Here is a 26811-nt window from a genome sequence, read left to right as displayed (position 1 = left end):
ATGGCCTTCACCGCAGCGATCGTCGGCCGCCCGAACGTCGGCAAGTCGACGCTTTTCAATAGGCTGGCCGGCCGCAAGCTGGCGCTGGTCGATGACCTTCCGGGTGTGACCCGCGACCGCCGCGTCCATCCGGCAAAACTTTACGACCTCCGCTTCGACATCATCGACACGGCCGGGCTGGAGGACGCCCCCGCCGTGAGCCTTGCCGGTCGCATGCGCGCGCAGACCGAAGCGGCCATCGCCGAAGCCGGCCTGGTCCTGTTCATGATCGACGCCAAGGCGGGTATCACGCCCGACGATCGCACTTTCGCTGATCTCGTCAGGAGATCGGGCAAGCCGGTCGTGCTCGTCGCCAACAAGGCGGAGGCGCGCGGCGCCCAGGCGGGCATGCTCGAAGGCTGGGAGCTCGGCCTCGGTGAGCCGATCCCGATTTCCGCCGAGCATGGCCAGGGCCTGCCTGATCTGCGCGAGGCGATCATCACGGCGCTCGGCGAAGAGAGGGCCTTTGCGGAAGAGGAAAAACCCGTCGCCGAGGAGATGCCGCTTGTCGGCGAGGATGTCGCCGACACGGATGACGAACATGTTCCGGCCTATGACGCCACAAAGCCGATGCGCGTCGCCATCGTTGGGCGGCCGAATGCCGGCAAGTCCACCCTCATCAACACGCTGCTCGGCGAGGAGCGCCTCCTGACCGGGCCGGAGGCCGGCATAACCCGCGATTCCATCTCCGTCGACTGGGAGTGGCGCGGTCGCGGAATAAAGCTCTTCGACACGGCCGGCATGCGCCGCAAGTCGCGTGTGCAGGAGAAATTGGAAAAACTCTCCGTCGCCGACGGGCTGCGCGCCATTCGCTTCGCCGAGGTCGTGGTCGTCCTTTTCGACGCTACGATCCCGTTCGAGAAACAGGATCTGCAGATCACCGATCTCATCATCCGCGAAGGCCGGGCGTTGGTCATCGGCTTCAACAAGTGGGACCGGGTCGAACACCCGCAGCAGCTTCTCGCCGAGTTGCGGGAAAAGACCGAGCGACTCCTGCCGCAGGTTCGCGGCGTGCTCGCCGTTCCCGTCTCGGCCGAGACGGGGCGCGGCCTAGACAAGCTGATGGACGCGGTGATGAAGGCGCACGAGACATGGAATCGGCGCGTCTCGACCGGCCGCCTCAACCGCTGGCTGGAAGGCGTTCTCGCCCGCCATCCGCCACCCGCCGTCTCCGGCCGCCGCCTCAGGATCAAATATCTGACACAGGTGAAGACGCGGCCGCCCGGCTTTGTCGTCTCCTGCTCGCGCCCGGATGCGATGCCGGCTTCCTATCTGCGCTATCTCGTCAACGGCCTGCGCGCGGATTTCGACATGCCCGGCACGCCGATCCGCATGGTCCTGCGCGCGCCCGACAACCCCTATGCCGGCCGCGCCACAAAGCGGTGATTCCACGAGAAAGCTGCGTCTCATTAACCGTTGATCAAGGTTAATGGATCATCTTCCGAAACGGTTGAATTGTTGCGTTTCTGGAGAGTGGCGGTGCGTTCTGGGGTTATGCTGCGGCTGCGTCGTTTGAGCCGCGATCACACTCTCATTCCCCCGCGCGTCCTCGATCCCTGCATCCAGGCGGCTTCGGTTGGCCAGAATGTCGCCGGCGTTCTTTCCAGCGGGATGAGTGCATCCTGGAAAGTGTCCACACGTTCCGGAGCCATCCTGCGTCGTTTGAGCCGCGATCGCGCTTTCCTTTCGCCGGTCGTTCTAGGCCTCGCCATCTGGATCGGCTTTCCCACCGTTTCGGCCCGTCAGGATATCCTCAGCCTGCTCTCCGACAGCCCGGGCGCCCGCTGGGATTCCTATATCGAGCGTTCGGTAGCCGGTTCGGTCCAGCAGGCGGAAATGCGCTTTTCCGTCGATGACGCGCATACCGGCGCCATCTCCGGCGCCGGCATCAGCGCGCCAGGCATCGGTCAGGTGGCCTTCTTGACCAAGTCGGGCAAGGCCAACGAAGTACCGGACGAGGATCGCATAAACCGCAAGGAAAAGGCAGGCCGCGTCGTCAAGGTCGTTCCGGTCGCCCCGCCGAAGGCGTTCAACGCCGGCACGGTACTCGAGCGCCAGAGCTCGCTGATGAACCCCTCGCTGCAAGGCGATCTGAAGATGGCCTTCGCCAAGCCCGACATTAAAGGCGAAGAGATCAAGATTGCAGAAGCTTTCCATCCGCGGGTACAGCGCGATCCGACTGGCGGCCTCCCGATCATGGTGGCGGCGCTCGTCAACAACGACCATCCCGACGTGCTGGCGTATGCGCCGGCGCAGCCCGATTACGAGAAGAAATCGCCGTTCGAGTCCCTTCTGAAGGATGAAAGCCCGACTGCCGGCCGTTTCATTCCGCCAATGGAGCCCGGCGACCACGCCTGGGTGAGCAGTCCGCTTCCGGCTTCGGTCTTTTCAAAGGGTGAGCAGCAATGCTTGACGGCGGGCGTCTATTTCGAGGCCCGCGGCGAACCTGTGAAGGGCCAGGCCGCGGTGGCGCAGGTCATCCTCAACCGCGTGCGCAATCCGGCCTATCCAAAATCCATCTGCGGCGTCGTCTATCAGAACGAAAAATGGCGCAACGGCTGCCAGTTCTCCTTCGCCTGCGACGGTGTGCGCGACCGCGTGGCCGACAAGCACTCATGGACGATCGCCGAAGATGTCGCGCTTGCCGTCACGGCAGGCAAGATCTGGCTGCCGGAAGTCGGCTCCTCGACGCACTATCATGCAACTTACGTGCATCCGCGCTGGGCGCGAGCCATGGAAAAGATGAAGAAGATCGGCCGTCATATCTTCTATCGCACCTATGGCGGCGGCTGGAGTTGAGACGGCGCGCTCTGCGGGGCCGGTACGGATTCTCCCGCATGCGCTTCTCCTCGCCGGCATGGCGCTTTGTCGCACCATGCTAAATAATTGAAATAAATACGTAATCCGACCCTTCCAATATCCCCTGCGCTGGCTTGACTGGGTGCGGTGCGCAAACTATGTTGCGCGCGACTTTGCGGCAGGCCGTGCGGCTTAGCTTGACCGGGTGCGGAGGTTTCATGGCCGGATCGGACAGGCCGGATGAGACCGGCGGAAACGAGTCCGGCAAGAACTCTCCTTCGCCGGCCAGCGACATCGAACTCGACCGTCGTCGCCTGCAGCTCGATCGTGCGCTCGCACGGCAGCGGCAGGAACGGCAGGAGGGGGAGGAGCGGGCGAAGTCGGGAATTGCGAGCGGTTACGCCGTCGCGCTCAGGCTTTCCAGCGAATTCATTGCTGGCATCCTTTTCGGCGCGGCAATCGGTTGGGTGATCGATCGTTTCGCGGGCACTTCGCCTTGGGGGTTGATCGTATTTCTTCTCCTGGGCTTTTGCGCCGGAATCCTCAGTATCCTTCGCTCGGCCGGCATGGTTGCGGAGCGCGGGGCATCCGGATCCGGAAAGGATGACGGCAAGGCCGACAGGCATTGACCGGATTTGAACAACGGGGCCGCGAGCGGCCGGTAATGACGGGGATCGAAATTGGCGGCTGATAGGGTTGACCCCATCCACCAGTTCCACATCAACACGATCGTGCCGATCCATGTCGGCGGCTACGATCTGTCGTTCACCAATTTCTCGCTGTTCATGGTCATAGCGGTGGTGCTGTCGGGCGGCCTGCTCTACTGGGCGACTTCCGGGCGTCGCGTCGTGCCCAGCCGGTCCCAGTCGGTAGCCGAGATGACCTACGAATTCAGCGCCGCCATGCTGAAGGATTCGGCCGGCAACGAGGGGATGCGCTTCTTCCCCTTCATCTTCACGCTCTTCGTCTTCGTACTGATGGCGAATTTGCTGGGCATGTTCCCCTACTTCCCGACGGTCACCAGCCAGTTGATCGTTACCGTCGCCCTTGCGCTCGTCGTCTTCTTCATGGTGATGATTGCCGGCTTCATCCGCCATGGCTTCCGCTTCTTCAAGCTGTTCGTGCCGAGTGGCATTCCGGTGGCACTTTTGCCGCTTGTTGTGGCGATCGAGATCATTTCCTTCTTCACCCGGCCGGTCAGCCACTCTGTCCGTCTTTTCGCCAACATGCTGGCGGGTCACATCACGGTGAAGGTCTTCGCCGGCTTCATTTTCTCGCTCGGTACGCTCGGCGCCCTCGGTATCGCCGGCGCGATCCTGCCGCTCATCATGGTGGTCGGCCTCACCGCGCTGGAAATCCTGATCGCCTTCCTGCAGGCCTATGTGTTCGCGATGCTGGCATGCATCTACATCAACGACGCCATCCATCCGGGACACTGAGCATTCGCCGGCGGAAAGCCGCCATACCCATCCGCAACATTTGGTCAGATCCACAAGGAGTAGAAATATGGACGTAGAAGCAGCAAAGATGATCGGCGCGGGCATCGCCGCGATCGGCACGGGAGCCGCCGGCATCGGTGTCGGCAATCTGTTCGGCCAGTACCTGCAGGGTGCGCTGCGCAACCCGTCGGCTTCCGACGGCCAGTTCGGCCGCCTGATCTTCGGCTTCGCCGTGACCGAGGCGCTCGGCATCTTCGCGCTGCTGATCTCGCTCCTGCTCCTCTTCGCCGTCTGAAGAAAGCCGGGCGTTGGTGCGGCCGCATCCTAAGCGGCCGACCTTTCCGATAGGAAGATCGCAGCATGTTCGTGACCACCGCATACGCGCAGACCGCTGCGCCGTCCGCAACGGAAGCGCATGAGGGCGTCGCCGCCGCAGGTGGCGGCCACGAGGCCTTTCCGCCGTTCAATCCGGAATTCTTTCCCTCGCAGCTTCTGTGGCTGGCGATAACCTTCATCGCCTTCTACTACTTCGTGAAGAAGGTCCTCCTGCCGCGCATCGGCGACACCATCGAGCATCGCCGCCATACGATCGCCGGCAATCTCGAGGAGGCGGCGCGCATGAAGGAGGAAGCGGACGCCGCAGTTGCCGCCTACGAGCAGGAACTTGCCGACGCGCGCGCCCGGGCACACGAGATCGCCACCAAGGCGCGTGACGAGGCAAGGGCGAAGGCGGAAAACGACCGCAAGAAGGTCGAGGCGAGCCTGGACGGGAAACTCGCCGAATCCGAAAAGCGCATCGCTTCGGTCAAGTCGTCCGCCATGAAGGACGTCGGCTCGATCGCGGAAGACACCGCCTCGATGATCGTCGAACGGCTGCTCGGCAGCCCTGCGTCGAAATCCGATATCGCCGCCGCAGTCAAGGCGGCGAGGGAGTAGCAAATGGACGCCACCTCCTGGGCCACGCTCTGGGCGCTGATCGGCCTCATCATCTTCTTGGGGATCTGCCTCTACATCAAGGCGCCGGCCATGCTGGCCAAGTCGCTGGACGAGCGGGCAAAGCGCATCAGCGACGAGCTGGACGAGGCCAAGCGGCTTCGTGACGAGGCGAAGGCGCTGCTCGCCGAATACCAGAAGAAGCGCAAGGATGCGGAGACGGAAGCCGCCGACATCCTGACTGCCGCGAAGCGCGAGGCCGAGCTCTTCGTCGAGGACGCCAAGGCGAAGGCCGAGGATTACGTCGCGCGACGTACGGCATCCGCCGAGCAGAAGATCGCGCAGGCCGAACGCGATGCCGTCAATGAGGTGCGCTCGCTCGCAGCCGACATCGCCGTCGAAGCCGCCCGCCGCACGATCGCGGCCAAGGTCGACGCGAAGACCACGGCGAGCCTCTTCGAATCCTCGCTGCAAGCGCTGAAATCCAAGCTCAACTGAGCCCAGCGACAATTCGGGATTGCCAAAGCCGCGCCGGCCAAGCTGGGGCGGCTTTATTCTTGCGCGAGCACCAGTTCCTCTTCGACCTCGATCTCCACTGTCGCCAGGCGGAAGGGCGCGAACGTCGTACGGTGCAGCCGGGGCAGGGGGCCGTTGTCGGCGATCTCGGCGCGGTGCCGTGCGGTCGCGTAGCCCATATGCACGCCGAAGCCGAATTTCGTATGTACGCGGCCGGCCTGCGCCATCATGCGGTCGCGCGTGACCTTGGCGACGATCGAGGCCGCCGCGATGGATTGCGAGCGCTGGTCGCCCTTGACGACCGCCTCGGCGGGGCAAGGAAGGCCGGGCGGCACGTCGCGCCCGTCGGCAAGCGCCATGCGCGGGCTCACGCATAAGCCGGTGAGCGCCCGCCGCATCGCTTCGAGGCTCGCCCTCAGGATGTTGCGCTGATCGATCCCGCCGGCGGAGACCGACGCCACCGAGACGGCAAGCGCACTTGCAAGGATATCGCCGAAAAGCGCCTCGCGTTCCGCTGCCGTCAATCGTTTCGAATCGTCAAGGCCAGCGGGAATGGCTTTGGGGTCGAGGATCACGGCTGCGGCCGCCACCGGTCCCGCCAGTGGTCCGCGCCCGGCCTCGTCCAGCCCCGCGACCGGCCACATTCCGCTTCGTATCGCGCGCTTCTCCATCGAGAAATCGGGCGCGAGCGGGAGTTCGAACAAAAGCGGAGAATCGGAGCGCGAACGAGCCATTGTGCGGCGATGCTCGCATCCGCCCCGATTCTCCGCAACCCCTTCCCGGCGATTGGGGAGACCGCGGGGAAGGTACCGTCGCCTGTGAGGGAGGACAGGCGGGACGGGAATGGAAAGGATACCGCCCGAGCATGACATAAGTGACACATGGGAGCCGGGCGGCATCCATCAAAGAAGCATCAATTGCTCGCCGGCTCCCTTCGGCGCCTTGAAGAGGTCGGTGCGAAGCCGGCGCCTTTCGAGATTGAAGCCATACTTGCGCGCGGCAAGCTCGAAACGGCGGCCGATCTGCCAGGCATAGGGGCCGTTGCCCTTCATGCGCTTGCCCCATTCGGCATCGTAATCCTTGCCGCCGCGCATGGAGCGCACCAGCGACAGCACGTGCCGGTAGCGGTCGGGATAATGGCGTAAAAGCCAGTCCTTGAAGATCGGGCTGACTTCGAGCGGCAGGCGCAGGATGACGTAACCCGCCTCACGCGCGCCGGCGGCTCTTGCGGAATCGAGGATGCGCTCGATCTCTTGGTCGTTGAGGCCGGGGATGATCGGCGCCACCATCACCGAGGCCGGTATGCCGGCTTCCGCGAGTTGCCGGATCGTCTCCAACCGCTTCGGCGGCGTCGCCGCGCGCGGCTCCATCGTCCGCGCCAGCGTCCGGTCGAGGCTCGTCACCGAAAGCGCGACCTTGGCCAACCCTTTCCCGGCCATGCGCGACAGGATATCGATGTCGCGCGTCACCAGCGCCGACTTGGTCACGATGCCGACCGGGTGGTTGTAGGCCTCCAGCACCTCCAGGATCTCGCGCATGATACGCCATTTCTTCTCGATCGGCTGATAGGGATCGGTGTTGGTGCCGATGGCGATGATCTTCGGCTGGTAGCCTTCCTTCGCCAGTTCGCGTTCCAGCAGCCTTGCCGCGTCGGGCTTGGCGAACAGCTTCGATTCGAAGTCGAGCCCCGGCGACAGACCCATATAGGCGTGCGTCGGCCGGGCGAAGCAGTAGACGCAGCCATGCTCGCAGCCGCGATAGGGGTTGATCGAGCGGTCGAAGGAGATGTCGGGGGATTCGTTACGCGTGATGATCGTGCGCGGCTTCTCCACCTGCACCTCGGTCTTGAAGGGCGGCAGTTCCTCGATCGTGTCCCAGCCGTCGTCGAAGACGTGGCGGCTGACCGGCTCGAAGCGGCCGGACGGATTGACGCCCGCGCCGCGTCCGCGCCGCCGCTCGGCGTCGATCCGGATACCGCTATGCTCGATGAGGGCATTGGCCAAAAGCGTGCCTCCATTCCTGAAGGCTGCAACATCCGCGCGTGCGATCGGTTCCATTTCTTGGTCTCGCGATGCTCTTTATCGGCCACCCGAATCGGCCGCTTCATGAAATTATTCCTATCCATCGAATGAGAACAAAGCAAGAACTTTTGTGAGAATGTTTCTTTCGCTCACGCCCGTACGCCGCTGACGCGGCTGGGCCCCGCGGGGGCGCGCCAGCGGGCGCGACGCCCGGTCGGGCTTTGGGGTATGCCTCTCGTTTGAAGTTTATCGTTTGTAAAAATACTCCCCATCCTCCGCCCCTTCGCACAGGATTATCCGTCTTTGTCATTGCCCACGTTTCATCCCCGCCACGCCCGTTTCCGGTCTGGCCATTGAAAGTCGGGAAAGACGGGCGGCCGCAGGCTCGCTCATCTAAGCAATTTACGTGCGACCTTGCGGCCGCCCGCCGGCGATTTCTCCGATCAGATCCAGCGCTCTTCTGCCTCGGGTCTGTGTGTCTCTTTCCGACACGCAGGGGTCATAGTCCCCCCAGGGGAACCTCCCGGCAGGACCTCCCCGGCCGTGATGCCACGTCGGCATCACGGCGGAGGCGCCGGCTCCTCCCCACGCAATCACCGTCATGATCGGTGTTCCCGATGGGAGAACTGACGGGGAGTATGGAGGAAGCGCGGAAGGCGTGGAGAGAAAGGGAGAGAAGAAAAATGCGGGAAGCGCGGAAGCTAGCGGCTTCCGGATGCAGACAGGCTTGATCCCATCCACGTTTTCGCCGACCTCTCCACGTTCGTCATCCTCGGATCCGCACTTCGCTGCGCTCGACTCCGCCCTAGGATGACGAAGCCGAGAGAACCGCTTCGCTCCTGCTCCGCCCGTGGATGGGCCCAGATGGAGCGGGTAGCTATCGGTCGGTCTTCCGGCCGTCGCTTCGCTGCCCGAAACCGGGATGACGGAGGGAAACGCTCAGCTTTTCCCGCGCTTCAGGTGCTCGTCGAGCCTCGGCATGATCTCCACGAAATTGCAGGGCATGTGCCGATAGTCGAACTGGGCTTGAAGAATCCCGTCCCAGGCGTCCTTGCAGGCGCCGGGAGAGCCGGGCAGCACGAAGACGAAGGTGGTGCCGATCAGCCCGGCCGTGGCGCGCGACTGGATGGTGGAGACGCCGATCTTGTCGTAGGAGATGCGGTGGAAGACTTCCGCGAAGCCGTCCATGCGCTTGTCGAACAGCGGCTCCAGCGCCTCCGGCGTCACGTCGCGGCCGGTGAAGCCGGTGCCGCCGGTCGTAAGGATGGCATCCACCTCGCCGTCGGCCACCCAGCCGAGCACGGCTTTCCGGATCGCCTCGGCGTCGTCGCGCACGATGTCGCGCCGAACGAGGCGATGGCCGGCGGCTTCGATGCGGTCGGAAAGCGTCTGGCCGGACTTGTCTTCGCCAGGCGAACGCGTATCGGAGACGGTGAGCACCGCGAAGCCGACCGGGATGAAAGGGCGCCTCTCGTCAATTCCCGGCATGATGTTCTCCTGAAGCCGCGAAGGTCTGGGTCGCCACGACAAACCAGCCGGGCTGTACGCGCCTGATGGCGGCGGCCGCGGCTTCCGCCTCCCGGTTTGTATCGTAAAGGCCGAAGCAGGTCGCGCCCGAACCCGACATGCGAAAGAACTGTGCCTGCGTGGCGCGAAGCGCTTCGAGTGTGTCGCCGATTACGGGTGCCAGTTCCCGCGCGGGAGCCTGTAGGTCGTTGCGCGTTTCGCGGAGCCATGCATGGAGGACTTCCCGGCCACCGACAGGGCGATCGGACATGGCCGAATAACCCCCACTCCGTCGCGCTTCGCGCGCCACCTCTCCCTCATTTTCATGGGGGAGAGGAAGGGTGCCAAGCATTGCGGCCGGCGCTTCCTCTCCCCCGTCGAGCGGAGGATAGGCGGTTTGCGAAGCAAATCGGAGTGGGGGTCGAACTTCAGATGCGCCTGTGCTCCGGCCATCGAAAACGGGCCGCCCCAATCCCGGATTATTTTTCACCTTCAGTCGGGAAAACACTGCCGGCGTCGATACTTCCACGCCGGGATTCACAAGGACGATGAAGAGCGGTGGAAAATTAGGTATCCGCTCGACATTTTCCCCGATGCCGGAAACCAGCGCCGGCGATGACGACAGGCACATCGGCACGTCGGCCCCGAGCGGCAGGCCGATCTCCTCCAGTGAAATCTTGTCCGTGCCGCCCCAAAGCCGCTCCAGCGCCTTCAGCGTCGCGGCGGCGTCGCTCGATCCGCCGCCGATGCCGGAGGCGGGCGGCAGGTTCTTTTCCAGCGAAATGGAGACCGGGAAACCCGCGCCCGAGGGCAGGGCGGCGCGCAATGCGTCCCGCGCCCGCAGGACGAGATTGCTTTCATCGATGGGGATCGCGTCGGCATAAGGGCCGGTCACGACGAATTCATCGGCTTCGGCCCGATCGACGGTCACCCGGTCTCCGAAGCGGGTAAAGACGGCAACGCTTTCGAGCAGATGGTAGCCGTCGTCGCGCTGCCCGACGACATGGAGCGCAAGATTGATCTTGGCCGGCGCCTGAACAGGACCGATGGCGGACGCGATTACCGACATGCGACGTGGGGGATCAGTCTTTCGCCAGCCTGTATTCGCCGGTGACGGGATCCTTGACCAGCGTTCCGATGGCGCCGTTCTGGGCTTGCTTTTCCTGCCGCCTGACCCGTGCCGAGACGCGTTGAGCCTCGCGGACGAACGATCTGTAGCCGTAATAGACGACCAGCGCGACAAGGGCGAAGAATATCAGCTGTGGCATGGCCTTCAGCTCCTCCGGCATGATCCCGAAAAGTGGACGCCGCTTTTCGGACGGAGATCATGCGAAACGACACGCGGCGCGGGAAGGTTTGCCGGCCGACTTTCATCCTCACTATAGGACTTTTCCGGAACGGATCAAAGGCCGAAGCGGTTCCACAGCGCTCGTTCCTCCAGCGTATCAAGCACACTACTGACAGCGCCGGCTGCCATTTCGGGCAGATAATCCGTGTTTCGGGAGCCGAGGAAGCCGAGCCGGCGCGCCAAAAAGCCGCGCGGCTGCGTCACCAGCTTTAGGCTCGTCTTGTCGCCATAGCGCGTCTTGAGGACCGAGCGCATGTCGCCAAGGCTGTCGACGAGGCCGAGCGCGAGGCCACGCTTGGCGCTCCAGAAAAGCCCGGTGAAGAGGTCCGGATCGTCGGTGAGCCGCTTGCCGCGCCGCTCCTTGACGAGTTCGATGAAAGTCTCGTGCACTTCGAGCTGCAGCGCCTTCAGCCGCTCGACGTCTTCCTTCTTTTCCGGCCGGAAGGGATCGAGCACCGCCTTGTTCTGCCCGGCGGTATGGACGCGCCGCTCCACCCCTATCTTCTTGATCAGGTCCTGGAAGCCGAAGGAGGCGGAGACGACGCCGATCGAGCCGACGATGGAGGAGGGATCGGCGATGATCTCGTCGCCGGCAAGCGCGATCATGTAGCCGCCGGAAGCTGCGATGTCCTCGACGAAGACGAGGACATGCTTGCCCTTTTCGTCGGCTAGGTCGCGGATGCGCTTGTAGATGAGGCGCGACTGCACCGGCGAGCCTCCCGGCGAGTTGAGCGAGATCGCCACCGCCGGCGTCTCCTTGAAGGCAAAGGCCTTTTCGATCAGGCCGGCCGTGCCCGCCAGCGAAAGCGCGGGGCGGAGCTGGTTGCCGCCGGCGAAGATCGCGCCTTGCAGCCGGATCACCGGGATGGTGATGCCTTCCGAACGCAGGCGCTTCGGCAGGATGCGGTTGAAGAATTTCGGCACGTGGGCAAGCCTCCCGTTGGTGTGGGATGGATGTAGGTATGTTGGCGCCGGGCACAAGCGTGGGGCTTCTTCCTCTCAATCGCTGAAAAATCAGCTTAAGTCAGCACCCGCTCTCCGTCCGGCTTCGCCGGGCCACCTTCTCCCCCTGGAAGGGGGCGAGGAAAGGCCGGCCGCATGCTTGGCTCCCTTCCTCGCCCTCGCTTGCGGGGGAGAGGTGGCGCGCGAAGCGCGACGGAGAGGGGTACCGCCCGTTCCTCCTTGCTCAATCCCCGAAAAGCCCTGCCGTTCCGTTGCAGATGGTGTCGGCGCGCGGCGTCAGGGCGCGGCCTGTGTCGTGCAGGACGAGCGGCGGGGAAAGCGCCGGTCCGCCGCGCGAGCCGTGACGGGCCCTCAGCACGATGCGGATAGCGTCTTCCTCCGCGCGCGGATGGATCGGCACGATCCTCGCCTCGCCGAAGCGGCCGGCAAGCGCGGCGAGGATCGTTTCAAGCGAGACCGGCCGGGCGATCAGGGCCAGCCCGCCGCCGGGCTTCACGATAGCGGCGGCCGTGCGAACCCATTGCTCGAACATGTCGGACGGCATGACATGGGCGCGTTTCTTCAGATTGTCGGAACTGGCGCGGTCGGCCGGCGCGTTGAAAGGCGGGTTCATGATGGCGAAGTCGTAGGCGCGGTCGGCGAGTCCCGCGGCGGTGCGCGCCTCGCCGGATAGCGTTACATCGGCGGCGAATACTTCCGCGCGGCCGATAAGCGCCGCGTTCTGCGGCAATCCCAGCGATCTCCGCGCGTAGGCGACCATTTCGGCATCGCGCTCGACCAGCACGATCCTGGCATCCGGGCAGCGCGTGGCAACTGCCAGCCCCGCCGCGCCGGCGCCGGCGCCTAGATCGGCAAGACGGCCCGTGAAGCCGGAGGGAACGGCAGCGGCGAGGATCATCGCGTCGAGACCCGCGCGGTGACCGCGCCCGGCGGGCTGCGCCAGGAAGAAAGCGCCGCGATGGAAGGCGTCGATCGTGGCGCCGGCCATGCCGTCAGGCGGATCGGCCGCTTCGGCCGGCATGGTCAGCGCCCCTTCATCTCGTGCGATATGCCGGCGTCCTTCAGGATACGGCGCGCCTCGACTTCGCGGTCTCTCTCCACCATGACCCGGCGCGGCAGGATGCCGAGCGAGCCTTCCACGATGCTCATGTTCTGGTCGGCGACGAAGAAGCCGATGCCGGCATCCCGCATCAGCGATTCCACGAAAGAGATCAGCACGGGGTCGTTGGTGCGCAGAAGTTCGATCATCGGACGATCCCTGTGACGGTGAAGGCTCGAAAGCTTTTAGCCTTTCCGTTCCTGCGCGCCAATCCGCCCGCATGGTCTGGCTTCCAGCGCTCCATAAGTTCCGCTAAGAGGATATCTCGATTACGGGAATCTTGACGGGGAGTACCCGCATTGGGCGTCGTTCTATCGCTTGAAGAGGGCAAGAGGGGCAATCCGACGATCGGCAGGCTGCTCGACCTGACCGCCGCCGACATGGCGCGCGTCAACGAGTTGATCCTGTCGAAGGCGGGTTCCGACGTCGATATGATCCCGCAGATCGCCGAGCACCTGATTTCGTCGGGCGGCAAGCGCCTGAGGCCCATGGTGACGCTCGCCGCCGCCCAGATGTTCGGTTATTCCGGCGAGGGCCATGTGAAACTCGCCACCAGCGTCGAGTTCATGCACACCGCCACGCTCCTCCACGACGATGTGGTCGACGAGAGCGGCATGCGAAGGGGCCGGCAGACCGCGCGCATGATCTGGGGCAACCAGGCGAGCGTGCTGGTCGGCGATTTCCTGCTCGGCCAGGCTTTCCGCATGATGGTCGATGTCGGCTCGCTCGATGCGCTCGACGTATTGTCGACCGCTGCGTCCGTCATCGCCGAGGGCGAGGTGATGCAGCTCGCCGCCGCGCAGAACCTGGAAACGACGGAAGACGAGTACCTCGCCGTGATCAGGGCGAAGACGGCGGCGCTGTTTTCGGCCGCCGCCGAGGTCGGGCCGATCATCGCCGGCGCTTCGCGCTCCGACCGCGCGGCGCTGCGCTCCTACGGCACCAATCTCGGCCTCGCCTTCCAGCTCGTCGACGATGCGCTCGACTATGGCGGTTCGAGCAAGGACCTCGGCAAGAATGTCGGCGACGATTTCCGCGAGGGCAAGGTAACGCTGCCCGTCATCCTGAGCTATCGCCGGGGGACGGCGGAGGAGCGCGATTTCTGGAAGCACGCCATCGAAGGCCGCGAAAACGGCGATGCCGAGTTGGAAAAGGCGCTCGACCTGATGGCGCGCCGTTCGGCCATAGGAGACACGATCGGCCGCGCCCGCCATTTCGGCGAGATCGCCCGCGACGCGCTGGCGCCGTTGAAGCCGACGCCGCAGAAATCGGCGCTTCTCGAAGTCATCGATTTCTGCATCAGTCGCGTATCGTAAAGGTTTGCCTCGTATCTTGAGTCTATCGACGTTGGCGCGACGGTCAGCCAGATTGACCTTCATCGCAAAAAGGCCATGCTTCGCCGCTTGAATGCCCGATAGAATCCGACCGCGCGGGCGGCGTTTCGGCACAGGAAAGGGATGACATGCCGCAGGCAAGCGGAAAACTGATCGCGACATTGCTGCTCGCCTCCTCGATGCTGGTAGCCGCCCTGCCTGCGCATGCCAGCAAGGAGGCTGGCGATCTCGGTACGGATACACTCGCCGGCGCCTTTCTCGCCGCCCGTGTCGCCGAGGCGGACGGCGACCTTCCGAACGCCATCGCCTATTACACGCGCGCGCTTTCCTTCGATCCCGATAATGAAAATCTGCAGCAGAACCTGATGGTCTCGCTGATCTCGAACGGCCAGTTCGACCGGGCGCTGCCCTACGCCCGCAAGCTGAAGAAGGTCGCCCGCGTCGAGCGTTTTTCGAGGCTGGCGCTGGCGGTCGATTCCTTCCGCGACAAGAAGTACGGCGACGCCGAGAACTGGCTGAAGCTGGCGATGGAATCCGACCTCGACAAGCTTATCACCGGCATCATGACCGGCTGGGCGAAGGAGGGAGAGGGGCATACGGGCGAGGCGCTCTCCTATCTGAAGAAGCTCGACGGGCCGGAGTGGTATACGCTCTTCGTCTCCTACCATCGCGCGCTCATCGCAGAGCTTGCCGGCCGCAAGACCGACGCCGAGGCCGCTTACAAGGAAACGCTCGACAACGCGCCCGCCGGCGCCGCCGCGCCCGATACCTATATGCGCGCGGCCGAGGCCTATGCCCGCCTGCTTTACCGTTCCGGCAAGAAGGACGAGGCGCTCGCCGTGCTCGACAAGGCGGACGAGTTCGCGCCCGACCGACTGCCGATCACCGCGCTCCGCAAGGAGATAAAGGCAGGCGCCACCGTTCAGCCGATGATCGGAAGCGTCAACGATGGCGCGGCCGAGGTGCTGCTCGATCTCGGCGCGGCGCTCAACCGCTCCGGCGGCGAGGATTTCGTGCGCCTCTATCTCGAATACGCGCTGGTGCTCGCGCCGAAGAGCAACGACCTCCTGCTCCAACTCGGCGTCGTGGCCGACCAGCAGAAGAACACCGAGGAGGCGATTGCCTTCTTCAAGCGCATATCGCCCGATTCGCCGATGAAGCGTGTGGCGGAGATGCAGGTCGGGCTCGATCTCGCCGATATAGGCCGCCACGATGAGGCGATAGAGCACCTCAAGACCGTGCTGGCGCAGGATCCCGACGACATGAAGGCCTACCTGGCGCTCGGCGGCGTCTATGCGGCGAAGGAGGACTACCGCTCCGCCGCCGAACTCTACGACAAGGCCGTCGCCCGTATTCCCAATCCGACCGCCGACAACTGGACGATCTTCTACCGTCGCGGCATCGCTTATGAGCGGCTGAAGGAATGGCCGAAGGCGGAGCCCAATTTCAAGGAAGCGCTGAAGCTTTCGCCGGACCAGCCGCAGGTCCTGAACTATCTCGGCTATTCCTGGATCGACATGGACATCAATCTCGAGGACGGCCTCAAGATGATCCGCAAGGCCGTCGACCAGCGCCCGAGCGACGGCTACATCGTCGATTCGCTGGGCTGGGCCTACTACAAGCTCGGTCGCTACCAGGATGCGCTGGTACAGTTGCAGCGCGCCGTCTCGCTGAAACCCGAGGACCCGGTCTTGAACGACCATCTCGGCGATGCGTTGTGGCGCGTCGGCCGCAAGCTCGAGGCGAGCTACCAGTGGCGCCATGCGAGCGACATGCATCCCGACCCGCAGACGCTGGCCAGCGTCCAGAAGAAGCTTGCCGAGGGCCTGCCGCCGATCGAGCCGAAAAAGGCCGCCGAAAGTCCGGAGAATTCGCCTGCCGCCCAGGACAAGGACGGCAAGGATGACGGCCGCAAGAGCTGATTTGGCTTATGCCGTCATCAACTTCTTCCTCAGGGTTGATGACGGCCGGATAGCCGTCAGTTCACCGTTATGCCGTAGGGCGATTTCACCGGGCAGGCTACCCAGCGGCCGTGCTCCATGCCCCAGCATTGCAGTTCCAGCTTGCGCACGTCGGTTTCGCCGGGATTCATCTTGCGGCAGATGCAATCGGCGTTCGGCAGGCGAACGGTTTGGCAGGTGCCGACGCACTGAAGGCCGGTGACCCAGTCGCGGTTCTCGCGGCCGCCCGGAAATTCGTCGGCCCACGCGGCGGATGCGACAAGGAGCAGTGCGGCGCCGGCCGCAGCGAGCCCTGCGACAAGCATGCGCATTGAGCGGATTTCGCTGGTTTTCATTCTCTACACTCCTGCAATGGCGGCAAGTTCAGGGTCGGCCTTATCGAGTCGGGATACCATAGCGCGGCTTGACCGGGCAGGCGACCCAATGTCCGCTTTCCCTGGTCGAGCAGGCGAGGAGGACTTTTCTTGCATCCGTCTCGCCCGGGTTGCGCTTGACACATATGCAGTCGGCATCAGGCAACCTGACGCTCATACAGCCCGGACTGACGCACCGATAACCGGTTGTCGGGTCGGTTGTCTCGCCGGCCGCGTCGGCGGCCGCCTTGGAAGCGGATGTCACGGAAACGACGAAAACGGCGAGGGCGATCATGATGGCTGAGGAAAAAGCTGAGATGACGGATTTCATCTATGGGTTCCTTTTGATCGGCAGGTGATACGGCCCGGCTAACCGCGGTCACGAATAGAAACGAGCGATCTTCCTCCCGTCGTTCAACCTTTGCGATCACGTTTGCGCGAGCAATCGTGAGGAACGCCGTTGCGAGCGAACCTTTGGGCGACCTCTTCCCTCCAGCGGGGAAAGGCTCTAGGACGTGCGCAGTTTTCAAGCTGCCAGAGCATCCCGTGACCGGAAACCTGCCCGACCATCTGCACCCGAGCCGTTCGTTCCAGGGCCTGATCCTGACGCTTCAGGAATATTGGGCGGCCTATGGCTGCGTCATCCTGCAGCCTTACGACATGGAAGTCGGCGCCGGTACCTTCCATCCGGCGACAACCTTGCGCTCGCTCGGGCCGAGGCCGTGGAACGTGGCCTATGTGCAGCCCTCCCGGCGGCCGAAGGACGGCCGCTACGGCGAGAATCCCAACCGGCTTCAACACTATTATCAATATCAGGTGATCCTGAAGCCCAACCCGCCGGATCTGCAGGAACTCTATCTCGGCTCGCTGGGGGCGATCGGCATCGACCCCCTTCTGCACGATATCCGCTTCGTCGAGGACGATTGGGAGAGCCCGACGCTCGGCGCCTGGGGGCTCGGCTGGGAATGCTGGTGCGATGGCATGGAGGTTTCGCAGTTCACCTATTTCCAGCAGGTCTGCGGCATCGAATGCGCGCCTGTTTCGGGCGAGCTGACCTACGGGCTGGAGCGGTTGGCGATGTATGTCCAGGGCGTCGACCGCGTCTACGACCTGAATTTCAATGGACTGGAAGGGGCCGACAGGATCACCTATGGCGATATTTTCCTACAGGCCGAGCAGGAATATTCGCGCTTCAACTTCGAATTCGCCGATACCGGGTTGCTGTTCAGGCATTTCGACGACGCGGAGAAGGAATGCACGGCGCTGCTCAAGGCAGGGGCGCCGACCCATAATGGGCCGCACAAGCTCGTGCTGCCTGCCTACGACCAGTGCATCAAGGCCAGCCACGCCTTCAACCTGCTCGATGCGCGCGGGGTGATCTCGGTGACCGAGCGGCAGAACTACATCCTGCGCGTGCGCAATCTCGCCAAGGCTTGCGGCGAGGCGTTCCTCCAGACCGAAGCCGGCGGCATGAACATGAAAAGGGAAGCGGCCTGATGGCGAAGACCTTGCTTGGGATGGCGGGTGCGGACCTGACCCCGCCGAAGCTTTCGGACACTGTGCTGATCGTCATCGACGCGCAGAACGAGTATGTAGACGGCAAGCTGCCGCTGACCGGCGTTAAGCCGGCACTCCGGAACATCGCGCGGCTGCTCGAAAGGGCGCGTGCCGATGGCGGCCGGATAATCCATGTCCAGCATCGCGGCCGCGCGGGCGCCCTCTTCGATCCGGCGACGAAGGCATTCGCCATCGCCGACGAAGCCGCGCCAAAGGCTGGCGAGACGGTGGTGGAAAAGCCGCTGCCCAATGCCTTCGCGGGCACGACGCTGGACGAGACCCTGAAATCCATGGGCGCGAAGCGGCTCGTGCTGGCCGGCTTCATGACGCATATGTGCGTGTCTTCCACCGCGCGCGCCGCGCTCGACCTCGGCTACCAGACGACCGTGGCGGCGGATGCCTGCGCCACGCGCGACCTGCCAACCGGAAGGGGCGATATCTCGGCTGCCGATCTCCATCGCGCCGAGCTTGCCGCGCTCGCCGATCGGTTTTCCATTGTCTGCGATACCGAGGCGCTGGTTTAAGGTAGGGATTTCTAGAGTACGTACGGCACACGGATGCCGGGTGTGTCTTCGCCGAAATCCTTCGTATTGCGGGTCACCAACAGCAGCGAATGGATGTCAGCCGCTGCCCAGATGATGGCATCTGGGAGCTTGATTCCATGTTCCCTGCGCAGCGAGACGGCGCGCTCGGCGACCTCACGATCGAGTTCGATCATGCCGAAGCCGGCGAGGAAGGCGCGCGTCGCCTCTTCCACTTCCGGAGGGGCACCGACCAGCACTTCCATCCAGCTTATGACGCTGATGCTGATCGCTTCGTAGCGGCCGAATTCATTGCGGGCTTGCGGCACCGCGTTGAGATAGTCGATGAGGATGTTGGTGTCGAAAAGCGCTTTCACCATTCGCCGCGCATCTTTTCCTGATAGGCCAGGCCATCGACCTTTCGCCGGCCCCAAAGGCCGAATGCATCCTTCCGGGCGTCCGTTGTCTGGCGTTGCAGATAGTCGGAAACGGCATCGCGAACGACCGACGCGCGGGACCGGTTCTGGTTTCTCGCCAGACGGTCGAGTTCGCGAATCTGCTTCTCGTCCATGTTGATAAGGGTGCGCATGGCTATCTCACGATAACTGATATCGGCAACATATATCGCTTATATATAGAGCTAATGGTGACAAGCGCAATCGGCCTTGGTAGGGCGGACGCGCAAACCGGAAGACCTTTTCAAATGCCCGACCTTCTGCTCGAACTCCGCTCCGAGGAAATCCCTGCCCGCATGCAGCGCAAGGCCGCCGGCGATTTGAAGAAGCTGGTCACCGACGGCCTGGTCGATGCCGGGCTGACCTATGAGGCGGCGCGCGAATACTGGACGCCGCGTCGGCTGACGCTGGATGTGCGCGGGCTGACGGTTCGTTCCCGCGATGTGCGCGAGGAGCGCAAGGGACCTTCGACAAAGGCGCCCGAGCAGGCCGTGCAGGGGTTTCTGCGCTCGGCCGGGCTTTCCTCTGTGGAAGAAGCCGAAATCCGCACCGACCCGAAAAAGGGCGATTTCTATGTGGCCGTAATCTCGAAGCCGGGCAGGGCGGCGGAAGCGATCATCGCCGACCTGCTGCCCGGTGTGATCCGCAACTTCCCGTGGCCGAAATCCATGCGCTGGGGCGCGGCCTCCGGCCCGAAGGGTGTGCGCTACGGCGCTGTCGAGGGGCGCGGCGGCGAGGCGCTGCGCTGGGTGCGGCCGCTGCAATCGATCCTCTGCACCTTCGGCCCTGAGACCGAAGAGCCCGTGGTCGTCGATTTCGAGATCGACGGTATCCGCGCCGGCAACGTCACCTACGGCCATCGCTTCCACGCGCCGGGCGCGATCACCGTGCGCCGCTTCGACGATTACGTGGCCAGGCTCGAGGCTGCGAAGGTCGTGCTCGACGGCGGGCGGCGCAAGGAGATCATCCTTGCAGACGCCAGGAACCTCGCCTTCGCGCGTGGGCTGGAACTGGTCGAGGACGAGGGCCTGCTGGAAGAGGTTTCCGGGCTGGTCGAATGGCCGGTCGTGCTGATGGGAGAATTCGAGGAGGATTTCCTGTCGATCCCCTCCGAGATCGTGCGGTTGACGATCAGAGCCAACCAGAAATGCTTTGTCACCCGGCCCACCTCCCCCTTGTGGGGAGGTCGCGGCGAAGCCGCGGGTAGGGGTAACGGCCGTGCCGATATACCCCCACCCCTAACCCCTCCCCACAAGGGGGAGGGGGACTCGGTGCAACTCTCCAACCATTTCCTCCTCACCGCCAATATCGAGGCGAAGGACGACGGTGCGGAGATCGCGCGCGGCAACGGCAAGGTAGTGCGGGCGCGCCTGTCCGACGCGCTGCATTTCTGGAAGACGGACCAGGCCGACCTGCCTGACCTCGACCGGCTGAAGGCTTCGGCTGAAAAATTCGGCCTCGACCTGAAGAAGCCGCTCGACCAGCGCATGGCCCGCCTCGACCATCTCGGCGTCACCTTCCACGCAAAGCTTGGCACGCAAGGCGAGCGCGTCGAGCGCATCGCACGGCTGGCGGAGGAACTGGCGCCGGTCGTCGGCGCCGATCCGAAGCTTGCCCGCCGTGCCGCCATCCTCGCCAAGGCCGATCTGCAGACCGAAGTGGTGGGCGAGTTCCCCGAGCTTCAGGGCCAGATGGGCCGCACCTACGCGGCACTGCAGGGCGAGCATCCCTCCGTCGCCACAGCGATCGAGGAACACTACAAGCCGCAGGGCCCGTCTGATCGCGTGCCGGGCGATCCGGTATCGATCGCAGTGGCGCTGGCCGACAAGCTCGACACGCTCACCGGCTTCTGGGCCATCGACGAGAAGCCGACGGGGTCGAAGGATCCCTATGCGCTGAGGCGCGCGGCGCTGGGCGTGATTCGGATATTGGTCGAGAATGGGGTGCGGCTGGGGCTCTCGAAATGGGCCGAAAGGGACCTCCTCTCCTTCTTCCACGATCGCTTGAAAGTTTATCTGCGTGATCAAGGTGCGCGGCATGACCTGATCGACGCGGTGTTGGCGAGCGGAATCTCCCCCCTTGAGGGGGAGATGTCGGTGAAACCGACAGAGGGGAGGGAAACCGTCGCCGGTGCACCCCCCTCTGCCCTGCCGGGCATCTCCCCCTCAAGGGGGGAGATCACGCTTTCATCGAACGACGATCTCCTCCTGATCGTCCGCCGGGTGGAAGCCCTTTCCACCTTCCTCGACACCGAGGACGGCAAGAACCTGCTCGCGGGCACCAAACGCGCGGCGAACATCCTTGCGGCGGAGGAGAAGAAGGGCACGCGCATCGCCGCCGCTGTCGATCCGGCGCTTTTCGCCGAAGCGGGCGAAAAAGCGCTCTTCGCGGCGGTGAATCAGGCTGAGAAGGAAGCCGGCGAAGCCATTGGAAAGCAGGACTTTTCCGCCGCCATGCGCGCGCTTTCCGCGCTGCGCGGGCCGGTCGATGCCTTCTTCGAGGAAGTACTCGTGAACGCCGAGGATGAGGCCGTGCGCGCCAACCGCCTTGCGCTTCTGGCGCGCATTCGCGAAGCGACAGGCCAGGTCGCCGATTTCTCCCGAATAGCCGGCTGAAAGCCCGGCGGCTGACGCAGCTACTGGATTTTTGTTTGCGGGACGATGCTGGCGGGCAGCGGCGCCGGCGGGGGCGTGTTGGGCTTATTCTGCGGTTGCCGTGAAGAGGATGCGGACTGCGAGGAAGCGGCTGGAACGGTGGCTGGCGCCGACCCGCCATTGTCAACCACGCCGCCGCGGATCACTGTCGGTAGGGGTCCGAAAAACTCGCGACGCCGCTCGGCCTCGCTGTCGTCCGTGTCCTTGTCCACCGCCGCGACCTGTTCGAAGCTGACCCACGGTTCCGGTTCGGCCATGGCGATGATGGAGGCGCTCACGCGCACGAACTCGGCATCGCCGGCAGGCGTGAGCCCGGCGCTGCCTTTGCTGCCGGGGAACGGATAATCGAGCGGCGCTTCGTCAATCGCGGCGGCGATGGTTTCGGCTGGTTTGGTCCGATTGCTCGCGGTCGCCGATTTGATGGCCGGTCCGCCGAGCATGATCATGGAAGGGCCGAGTTTCGCGGTCATGGGCGCGGGCGTGACGAAGGACGACGCCGAAGCCGCCCCCGTCGTCAGGAGCGTCGCCAAGGCCAGCCCTGCGATTGTCCGCGTCAACAAGAACTGCCCCGCACAGCTAACTCGTCCGATAAGGATAGAAGCGGATGCTTGCCGCCATCTTGCGAAAACCACTAGCATTCTAGTCATTAACGAAAGCGTGCCCGCGGCGCTTGCCAGCGGCGAATGGCAGGCTTAGGTGACGACACGGTTAATGAAGGGTAGTGATCGTGGCGGTGGTCCTGACGGCTGAAGAAGCGCTGGAGAAGGCCGCGAAGCTCATCCTGGCCGGCAATCCGGTCGCCGTCCCGACCGAGACCGTCTACGGCCTTGCCGCTGACGCGACCAACGGCGAGGCGGTGGCGCGCATCTACGACGTCAAGGGCCGGCCGCGCTTCAATCCGCTGATCGTCCATGTCAGCGATATGGAGATGGCCGACGCGATCGGCGAATTCGATCCGCTGTCGCGGCTTCTGGCGGAAAAGTTCTGGCCGGGGCCGCTGACGCTCGTCCTGCCGCTGAAAAAGAGCGCCCAAATCCATCCACTGGTGAGGGCGGGGCTCGACACGATCGCATTGCGTATGCCAACCGGCTTCATCTCCCGCCTCATCGCTCGCGTCGGCCGGCCGCTGGCGGCGCCGAGCGCCAATTCGTCGGGCCGCATCAGCGGCACGTCCGCCGCCGCCGTCAACGCCGATCTCGGTGCCCGGATCGCGCTCGTCGTCGATGGCGGGCCGACGCCGGTCGGCGTGGAATCCACCATCGTCAAATCCGAGGGCGGCAGGTTGCGGCTGTTGCGGCCGGGCGGCCTCGCCGCGGAGGAAATAGAAGCCGTCGCTGGCGTCAAGCTCGAGCGCGGCAGGAAGGCCGGTCTCGAGGCGCCGGGCATGATGACCTCACATTATGCGCCCGGCGCCAAGGTAAGGCTGAACGTGACGGAAATCGCTCGGGGCGAGGCGCTCATGGCCTTCGGGCCGGCCCGCGCCAAGGGAGCGGAAGGTGCGAAGGCCGTCTGCAATCTGTCGCCGAAGGGCGATCCGCACGAGGCCGCCGCCAATCTTTTCTCCATGCTCCGGGAACTCGACGCGACCGGCGCGGCTGTCATCGCCGTCGAGCCCATACCCGCCGAAGGGCTCGGCGAAGCCATCAACGACCGTTTGCGCCGCGCCGCCGCCCCACGTGACATCGACGGCATCTCTGCCTAGGATCACCCCATGCTCAATGACAATAATGACTTCAAGCCGGCGCTGCTCGACCGTTTCGTGGCGATCGTCGGCGACCGCTTCGCGCTCCATTCACCCGCCGATATAGAGCCATACGTCAACGAACCGCGCGGGCTCTATGGAGGCAGGAGCCCGCTTGTGCTCAGGCCCGGTACGGTTGACGAAGTGAGCCGGATCATGAAGCTCGCCACCGAGACGCGCACCGCGATCGTGCCGCAAAGCGGCAATACGGGCCTCGTCGGCGGCCAGATGCCGGACAGGTCCGGGCGTCAGCTGGTGTTGTCGCTTCAACGGCTTGATCGCATCCGCGAGGTTGATACCCGCTCCAATACGATCACCGCCGAGGCCGGCGTCATCCTGCAGAATTTGCAGGAGGCGGCGGACGCGGCCGACCGTTTCTTCCCTCTGTCGCTCGCCTCCCAGGGCACCTGCCGCATCGGCGGCAACCTTTCCTCCAATGCCGGCGGCACCGGCGTGCTTGCCTATGGCAACGCGCGTGAACTCTGCCTCGGCGTCGAAGTGGTCATGCCGAACGGCGACATTTTCGACGATCTGCGCAAGCTGAAGAAGGACAATACCGGCTACGATTTGAAGGACCTCTTCGTCGGAGGGGAGGGCACGCTCGGCGTCATTACCGCGGCGGTCATGAAGCTATTCCCGAAGCCTCGCGGCAACGAGGTTGCATGGGTAGGGCTGGAATCGCCGGAAAAGGCGCTTCAGCTTTTCAATCTGGCGCTCGACCGTGCGGGCAGCGGTCTGACCGCCTTCGAACTGATCCCGCACATCATCCTCGATTTCACCGTCCGCCACATCCCCGATTCCACCGCGCCGCTGGCGACCGCCTGCCCCTGGTATGTGCTGATGCAGGTGTCGTCGGGGCGCTCAGCCGAGGATGCGCGCGGTTTGATCGAAGAAATCCTCGCCGACGGGCTGGAGCGCGGGCTGGTGGTCGACGCCACGCTCGCCGCCAATCTGGCGCAGGCGGCGACGCTGTGGCGCCTGCGCGAGACCATGCCGGATTCACAGAAGGCCGAGGGTACCTCGATCAAGCACGACATATCCGTACCGGTCGCTTCGATCCCCGAATTCATCGAACGCGCGTCGAAGGCGGTGGAACAGGTGGTGCCGGGCGCGCGGATCGTGGGCTTCGGCCACATGGGTGACGGCAATCTTCACTTCAACATCTCGCAGCCGATCGGTGCAGACGGCGAGGCGTTCCTGAAGCGCTACGGCGATGTGAACAAGGCCGTGCACGATATCGTGCGCGCGCTTTCGGGCTCGATCTCCGCCGAGCATGGCATCGGCACGCTGAAGCGCGATGAGCTTGCCGCCACCGCCCCGCCTGTCGCCATCGACCTGATGCGCCGCGTCAAGGAGGTCTTCGACCCGCTCGGCATCATGAACCCCGGCAAGGTGATCTGACGGAACGGGTGGTTCAATTCCTGTTGCCGCTATGTTTCTTCGGCGGAAGTTCGAAAGGCGGTTCGAGTTCGGGCTCTCGCTCCGTGCCGGGGAAATGCCTGGCAACGTGACGGCCGGTCTCCCTTAGGTTTATGCTTCCGGCCGGCGCGCGCTGGTTCCTTGACCGTTGCAGGCTATCGGGATTGCCGATCGGGGTTTTCTCTTTCATCTCTCGTCTCCGGCGGTTTCCTGTCGAGGAAACGGCCGGATGGGATGCATGTTCCGCTTGAGGATCGACTGATCGCCGGATTGCCGGCTACCGCCACCTGCTGCGCGTCTTGACCGGCAGCGGGCGGACGCCCTGTGGCTCGAAACCGTAGCGGGCATCCGGATCGGGCTTGTGGGCGCGGTGCCCGTAGCCGTAGCCGCCGCGGAAATCCCCGCGCGGGCCGGATGCCGGAACCTCGGGATCGTAGACCGGCACGAGGCCGAGTTGCATCGCCGCGTCGAAAGCCATTTTTGCAAGCTGGCGGTCGGTGCGGCGTGTTTCGGGCACGGCCGTGCGGATATAGGCGACGAGGCCGTTTACCGAGACGACCGAAGACAGCGGCCTGACCTGCAGATCCTCGAAAATCACACGCTGGATCTTTTCGTCCACTTCCGGCGCGAGTTTGGACAGGGAAGCCATCCAAGAACCTCCTGACGGCCCGCCCGCGCCTGTCGCCAATATAGGTGGTTTCCTGATGCCGCGACAGTATATGCCCTAACGGCAGTTCGGTGCAGGATAGGAATATGGTTTATGATTGGTGAAGGCGGGGCCATCCCAACATGCCGGTCGGAGTATTCTTCGACCGGAAATCCTATTGGATGTGCATGAGCAGGTAGACGGCGATTACGGCGGCCAAGAGCATCATCGCGGCCTTTAGTATCCGATGCCATTTGATATTCATCTCAGGGTAGCGATATTTCGCAGTTGATCTGCATTCCTGCCGCTTTCGTCGCTGCGATGAACGCCGTTCGCGCCTCGTCGGCCGGCGCCTTTCCCATCATCGCGGCGCTGCACTTGTTCATCGCAAACGTCCAGTCGGGACTGTCGTTTCCAGCCCAATGGTCGAAAAGGAAATCGGAAGCGTTGGCCAGGTCGCAGATGACGCGGAATTCCCTCGAATCCTTGAGGTAGACGGTAACCGGCGCCTTGAAGGATTTGCGATCCATTGATGGGCCCTGCTCCTGTTGAGGGATTGGGTGCCTGGCGGGCACCTTATTCAACGTTTGCGGCGTGTCTTCTTTTTTGCGCTGATCTTTTGCACCGGGGGCTCCTCCGTCGCCTCTAGCGCCAACCGGGCGGCACGCAGACGCTCCGTCTTGGCGTCGCGCGCGTTTACTTCCTCACTTATGATGGCCTGTGCCGCCCTCGTTGTCGCGTCAACCCGTAGTTCAGCCTGCGATGGCTTCGGTTTGAAGACGTTGTCGACAGGGATGGCTTTCCTCATATGTAGCTCCCAATGCAAAAAAGGCCGGGCGAACCCGACCTTCTCCTCGGCGCCTCGACGGCCTGTGCCAGTACATCCGTGGTCAAAGGCCAGAAGCGCGATTTATCCTTACGCGGCTTTAAGGTTCTCGGCGGCGCTCTTGCCGTTCCGGGCGTCCTTCACGATGTCGAAGCTGACCTTCTGGCCCTCGACCAGCGACTGCATGCCAGAGCGCTCGACGGCGGAGATGTGGACGAAAACGTCCGGCTGGCCGTTACCCAGTTCGATAAAGCCGAAACCCTTGGTGGAATTGAAGAACTTGACCGTTCCCGTATTCATGGCGATTTCCTTTCAAATCGGCATAGATTTTCGACGCCTGACCGAATGCCAAACGCCGTATTCTTCGAAATTGAGAGGGAAGATCGTCAGGGCGCCGTAGCGCAGCAACAAAGTTCATCAACAAGATCGACCGATAGAAGATACAGTTTAAAGGTGTTGGAAACAAGGCGCGACCGAAAATTGTTTATTTTCATCTGCCGGTGAAACGGATGCCGCCGAATATTTCCGGTCGAGCTGCTTGTGCCGTGCAGCCAATTTCGGCGAGCCATGCGCCGGCGCTCCCGTGCGGCAGCCAACCGTGCGCCGCCGCCAAGCCGTTTCCCCCTTGGCTTAACCTTTGCTTCAATTGTCCTTTCATCTCCTTACCTTGGGTCGCAAAGC

At 63.8% G+C, this 26811-nt stretch carries 31 protein-coding genes; 14 read left to right on the top strand and 17 right to left on the bottom strand.

Going from position 1 to position 26811, the window contains the following annotated elements; translation table 11 throughout:
* From der to RBH77_RS20950, 7 genes are all read left to right on the top strand, one after another.
* A complete protein-coding gene (der, locus tag RBH77_RS20980) occupies positions 1–1425 on the top strand; it encodes a ribosome biogenesis GTPase Der (protein WP_311029503.1) in 1425 nt (474 codons plus the stop codon).
* Between the two features lie 225 nt (positions 1426–1650).
* Entirely contained in the window at positions 1651–2838 is a 1188-nt protein-coding gene (locus RBH77_RS20975) for a cell wall hydrolase (RefSeq protein WP_311032634.1), read from the top strand.
* A gap of 218 nt (positions 2839–3056) precedes the next feature.
* Positions 3057–3467 (top strand): AtpZ/AtpI family protein, encoded by a 411-nt coding sequence (locus tag RBH77_RS20970; RefSeq protein WP_311029502.1) that lies wholly within the window; start codon positions 3057–3059, stop codon positions 3465–3467.
* A gap of 51 nt (positions 3468–3518) precedes the next feature.
* Positions 3519–4277, top strand: a complete 759-nt coding sequence (locus RBH77_RS20965; protein ID WP_311029501.1) for a F0F1 ATP synthase subunit A — start codon at positions 3519–3521, stop codon at positions 4275–4277.
* Between the two features lie 67 nt (positions 4278–4344).
* A complete protein-coding gene (locus RBH77_RS20960; RefSeq protein ID WP_311029500.1) occupies positions 4345–4572 on the top strand; it encodes a F0F1 ATP synthase subunit C in 228 nt (75 codons plus the stop codon).
* Positions 4573–4637: 65 nt separating this feature from the next.
* Complete coding sequence (locus RBH77_RS20955; protein WP_311029499.1) at positions 4638–5213, top strand: F0F1 ATP synthase subunit B; 576 nt, start codon at positions 4638–4640, stop codon at positions 5211–5213.
* Between the two features lie 3 nt (positions 5214–5216).
* Entirely contained in the window at positions 5217–5708 is a 492-nt protein-coding gene (locus RBH77_RS20950; protein ID WP_311029498.1) for a F0F1 ATP synthase subunit B, read from the top strand.
* A gap of 53 nt (positions 5709–5761) precedes the next feature.
* Here the strand turns inward: RBH77_RS20950 and rnhB are convergent, their stop codons facing one another.
* The 8 genes from rnhB to RBH77_RS20910 form a co-directional block, all read right to left on the bottom strand.
* Positions 5762–6460: a ribonuclease HII gene (rnhB, locus tag RBH77_RS20945; protein ID WP_311029497.1), complete on the bottom strand. Its 699-nt coding sequence runs from the start codon at positions 6458–6460 to the stop codon at positions 5762–5764.
* A gap of 168 nt (positions 6461–6628) precedes the next feature.
* Complete coding sequence (locus RBH77_RS20940; protein WP_311029496.1) at positions 6629–7783, bottom strand: PA0069 family radical SAM protein; 1155 nt, start codon at positions 7781–7783, stop codon at positions 6629–6631.
* A gap of 903 nt (positions 7784–8686) precedes the next feature.
* Entirely contained in the window at positions 8687–9235 is a 549-nt protein-coding gene (gene moaB, locus RBH77_RS20935) for a molybdenum cofactor biosynthesis protein B (RefSeq protein ID WP_311029495.1), read from the bottom strand.
* A complete protein-coding gene (locus RBH77_RS20930; protein ID WP_311029494.1) occupies positions 9222–10322 on the bottom strand; it encodes a 4-(cytidine 5'-diphospho)-2-C-methyl-D-erythritol kinase in 1101 nt (366 codons plus the stop codon). Before RBH77_RS20930 ends, moaB begins: the two co-directional genes overlap by 14 nt.
* Positions 10323–10335: 13 nt before the next feature.
* Positions 10336–10521 (bottom strand): hypothetical protein, encoded by a 186-nt coding sequence (locus RBH77_RS20925; protein WP_311029493.1) that lies wholly within the window; start codon positions 10519–10521, stop codon positions 10336–10338.
* Between the two features lie 134 nt (positions 10522–10655).
* Positions 10656–11525, bottom strand: coding sequence for a S49 family peptidase (locus tag RBH77_RS20920; protein WP_311029492.1), 870 nt, complete (start codon positions 11523–11525; stop codon positions 10656–10658).
* 262 nt (positions 11526–11787) lie between these two features.
* Entirely contained in the window at positions 11788–12585 is a 798-nt protein-coding gene (locus RBH77_RS20915) for a tRNA1(Val) (adenine(37)-N6)-methyltransferase (protein WP_311029491.1), read from the bottom strand.
* 2 nt (positions 12586–12587) lie between these two features.
* Positions 12588–12812, bottom strand: coding sequence for a putative signal transducing protein (locus RBH77_RS20910; protein WP_311029490.1), 225 nt, complete (start codon positions 12810–12812; stop codon positions 12588–12590).
* A gap of 150 nt (positions 12813–12962) precedes the next feature.
* Between RBH77_RS20910 and RBH77_RS20905 the strand changes: the two genes are divergently transcribed.
* Positions 12963–13979 carry a polyprenyl synthetase family protein gene (locus RBH77_RS20905; RefSeq protein ID WP_311029489.1) on the top strand — a complete coding sequence of 339 codons (1017 nt, stop codon included), beginning with the start codon at positions 12963–12965 and terminating at the stop codon, positions 13977–13979.
* 146 nt (positions 13980–14125) lie between these two features.
* On the top strand, positions 14126–15919 hold the full coding sequence (locus tag RBH77_RS20900) for a tetratricopeptide repeat protein (RefSeq protein ID WP_311029488.1): 1794 nt from the start codon (positions 14126–14128) through the stop codon (positions 15917–15919).
* 56 nt (positions 15920–15975) lie between these two features.
* Here the strand turns inward: RBH77_RS20900 and RBH77_RS20895 are convergent, their stop codons facing one another.
* Together RBH77_RS20895 and RBH77_RS20890 are read right to left on the bottom strand one after the other, a co-directional pair.
* On the bottom strand, positions 15976–16293 hold the full coding sequence (locus tag RBH77_RS20895; RefSeq protein ID WP_311029487.1) for a hypothetical protein: 318 nt from the start codon (positions 16291–16293) through the stop codon (positions 15976–15978).
* Between the two features lie 40 nt (positions 16294–16333).
* On the bottom strand, positions 16334–16642 hold the full coding sequence (locus tag RBH77_RS20890) for a hypothetical protein (protein ID WP_311029486.1): 309 nt from the start codon (positions 16640–16642) through the stop codon (positions 16334–16336).
* A 215-nt stretch (positions 16643–16857) separates the two neighbouring features.
* Between RBH77_RS20890 and RBH77_RS20885 the strand changes: the two genes are divergently transcribed.
* A complete protein-coding gene (locus RBH77_RS20885; RefSeq protein WP_311029485.1) occupies positions 16858–17808 on the top strand; it encodes a glycine--tRNA ligase subunit alpha in 951 nt (316 codons plus the stop codon).
* Entirely contained in the window at positions 17808–18392 is a 585-nt protein-coding gene (locus tag RBH77_RS20880) for a cysteine hydrolase family protein (RefSeq protein ID WP_311029484.1), read from the top strand. The genes RBH77_RS20885 and RBH77_RS20880 overlap by 1 nt, the downstream gene beginning before the upstream one ends.
* Before the next feature lie 11 nt (positions 18393–18403).
* On the opposite strand, the gene RBH77_RS20875 is transcribed toward RBH77_RS20880, so the two are convergent.
* Both RBH77_RS20875 and RBH77_RS20870 read right to left on the bottom strand, forming a co-directional pair.
* On the bottom strand, positions 18404–18769 hold the full coding sequence (locus RBH77_RS20875; RefSeq protein WP_311029483.1) for a type II toxin-antitoxin system VapC family toxin: 366 nt from the start codon (positions 18767–18769) through the stop codon (positions 18404–18406).
* The gene (locus RBH77_RS20870) at positions 18763–18978 is read right to left on the bottom strand and encodes a ribbon-helix-helix protein, CopG family (protein WP_311029482.1); all 216 of its coding nucleotides are present in this window, start codon (positions 18976–18978) and stop codon (positions 18763–18765) included. The genes RBH77_RS20875 and RBH77_RS20870 overlap by 7 nt, the downstream gene beginning before the upstream one ends.
* Positions 18979–19092: 114 nt before the next feature.
* Here RBH77_RS20870 and glyS point away from each other — a divergent pair, with 114 nt between their 5' ends.
* On the top strand, positions 19093–21459 hold the full coding sequence (gene glyS, locus RBH77_RS20865; RefSeq protein WP_311029481.1) for a glycine--tRNA ligase subunit beta: 2367 nt from the start codon (positions 19093–19095) through the stop codon (positions 21457–21459).
* Between the two features lie 20 nt (positions 21460–21479).
* On the opposite strand, the gene RBH77_RS20860 is transcribed toward glyS, so the two are convergent.
* The gene (locus RBH77_RS20860; RefSeq protein ID WP_311029480.1) at positions 21480–22028 is read right to left on the bottom strand and encodes a hypothetical protein; all 549 of its coding nucleotides are present in this window, start codon (positions 22026–22028) and stop codon (positions 21480–21482) included.
* A 197-nt stretch (positions 22029–22225) separates the two neighbouring features.
* Here RBH77_RS20860 and RBH77_RS20855 point away from each other — a divergent pair, with 197 nt between their 5' ends.
* Positions 22226–23200: an L-threonylcarbamoyladenylate synthase gene (locus tag RBH77_RS20855; RefSeq protein ID WP_311029479.1), complete on the top strand. Its 975-nt coding sequence runs from the start codon at positions 22226–22228 to the stop codon at positions 23198–23200.
* A gap of 9 nt (positions 23201–23209) precedes the next feature.
* Complete coding sequence (locus RBH77_RS20850) at positions 23210–24640, top strand: FAD-binding oxidoreductase (protein ID WP_311029478.1); 1431 nt, start codon at positions 23210–23212, stop codon at positions 24638–24640.
* A 295-nt stretch (positions 24641–24935) separates the two neighbouring features.
* Here the strand turns inward: RBH77_RS20850 and RBH77_RS20845 are convergent, their stop codons facing one another.
* The 4 genes from RBH77_RS20845 to RBH77_RS20830 all read right to left on the bottom strand — a co-directional run bounded on the left by RBH77_RS20845 (position 24936) and on the right by RBH77_RS20830 (position 26430).
* The gene (locus RBH77_RS20845; RefSeq protein ID WP_311029477.1) at positions 24936–25307 is read right to left on the bottom strand and encodes a hypothetical protein; all 372 of its coding nucleotides are present in this window, start codon (positions 25305–25307) and stop codon (positions 24936–24938) included.
* 263 nt (positions 25308–25570) lie between these two features.
* Positions 25571–25834: a DUF982 domain-containing protein gene (locus tag RBH77_RS20840; protein WP_311029476.1), complete on the bottom strand. Its 264-nt coding sequence runs from the start codon at positions 25832–25834 to the stop codon at positions 25571–25573.
* 50 nt (positions 25835–25884) lie between these two features.
* The gene (locus RBH77_RS20835; protein ID WP_311029475.1) at positions 25885–26112 is read right to left on the bottom strand and encodes a hypothetical protein; all 228 of its coding nucleotides are present in this window, start codon (positions 26110–26112) and stop codon (positions 25885–25887) included.
* A 108-nt stretch (positions 26113–26220) separates the two neighbouring features.
* Entirely contained in the window at positions 26221–26430 is a 210-nt protein-coding gene (locus RBH77_RS20830; protein WP_311029474.1) for a cold-shock protein, read from the bottom strand.
* Positions 26431–26811: the final 381 nt, after the last annotated feature.

The sequence above is a fragment of the Mesorhizobium koreense genome (genome assembly GCF_031656215.1).
Lineage (GTDB): Bacteria > Pseudomonadota > Alphaproteobacteria > Rhizobiales > Rhizobiaceae > Mesorhizobium_L > Mesorhizobium_L koreense.
The sequence above is the reverse complement of the archived record's forward strand: the minus strand, read 5'-3'. Positions and strand labels throughout refer to the sequence as shown.